The organism is Kosmotoga sp., assembly GCF_982836095.1.
Map to the genome: position 1 here is coordinate 21,094 of NZ_CEYIHJ010000011.1, position 1,428 is coordinate 22,521.

Genomic DNA, 1,428 nt, shown 5'->3' on the forward strand with positions numbered 1-1,428 from the left:
AGCACTGACAATAACTCCGAAAAAAGCTGCCATTATCATGATTCCCTCAAGGGCTATATTTGTTACACCAGTGGATTCACTATAAACTCCGCCAAGCGATGCAAAAATCAATGGAGTGGCCGAAAGTAACATGAGTTTATAAAACAGAGGGTTTACGAGAATGGAAAATATAGCTTCAATCCAGCTCATGCCAATTCACCCCTCTTTCTTTTCCAGTAAATAATGGAGGCCACGATTCTCTCTGCGGCAACAAGGAAAATAACGATACCCTGAATAATGATGACGATATCATCAGGTATTTGTGCGCTGATCTGCATAGCGTTAGAGCCCGTTCTAAGGGCGGCAATAAGAAGAGCCGCGAAGATAATACCAATAGGGTTATTTCGGCCGATTAAGGCTATGGTAATACCATCGAAACCTCTTCCCCCAGTAAGCTCGCCGACAAATCGGTGAGGTGGAACACCCATTATATCTATTATTCCAGCCATTCCGGCTAATGCGCCACTTATTGCCATAGTAAGGATGATGCTCTTTTTAATGCTGATTCCACCGTACTCAGCAGCATAGGGATTAAATCCCACTCCTTTGAGTTCATATCCCATCGTCGTTCGTTCCAGGATAATTTGCATGATAATCGCTACTATCACAGCGATGATTATGCCTATGCTCAGTTCTGTGGCCTGAACTTTCATGATAATCGGAAGTTTTGCAGATTCAGCTATTTCAGGACTTTTTGGTGTTCCAGAGCCCACAGCAAGAGGGCCTGTAACCATGAAAGAAGCTAAATTTGCGGCAATCCAGTTCAGCATGATTGTGGAGATGACTTCATGAGCTCCAGTAAAAGCCTTTAGAAATCCAGCTATTGAAGCCCAGATAGCTCCTCCTAACATTCCAGTGACTATGACAACCGGGATTGTGATTATCGAAGGAACAGCTCCCATATTTATAGCAACCATGGAACCGATGAGTGCGCCAATGGCCATTTGACCTTCTGCGCCGATGTTGAAGACGCCTGCTCTAAATCCAAATCCAACCGCTAATCCCGTGAGTACAAGCGGGGTCATTTTAACGATAGTGTTGGCAAGTTGTTCAACGCCCCCAAAGGCTCCTTTGATCATAACCGCATAAGCCGTAATGGGATTCTTACCGATTATCACTATGATAACGGATGCCACTGCCAGCGCGATTAAAACTGACACAGTGGGAACGAGCAACGGATAAATTTTGCTTCGATTCATTTTATATCACCTCGTTCACCCAATACTTCTGCTTTTTTATGACCGGCCATCATGAGACCGATTTCTTCCCTCGTGACTTCTTCAGGTGTGACTTCACCCATTATTTCTCCTTCGTAGAAGACCAGGATACGATCAGAAAGCGAGAATATTTCATCAAGCTCCATGGAAATGAGAAGGATGCCTATCCCCT

The 1,428-nt window shown here is 44.3% G+C and carries 1 protein-coding gene and 2 pseudogenes; all 3 read right to left on the minus strand.

The annotated features are described in order from the left end of the window. Positions 1-189: pseudogene (locus AC3LHT_RS01790) on the minus strand (ABC transporter permease); the annotation flags it as partial. Then, the gene (locus tag AC3LHT_RS01795; protein WP_488661783.1) at positions 186-1,238 is read right to left on the minus strand and encodes an ABC transporter permease; all 1,053 of its coding nucleotides are present in this window, start codon (positions 1,236-1,238) and stop codon (positions 186-188) included. The gene AC3LHT_RS01795 and the pseudogene AC3LHT_RS01790, both read right to left, overlap by 4 nt. After that, positions 1,235-1,428: pseudogene (locus AC3LHT_RS01800) on the minus strand (heme ABC transporter ATP-binding protein); the annotation flags it as partial. The gene AC3LHT_RS01795 and the pseudogene AC3LHT_RS01800, both read right to left, overlap by 4 nt.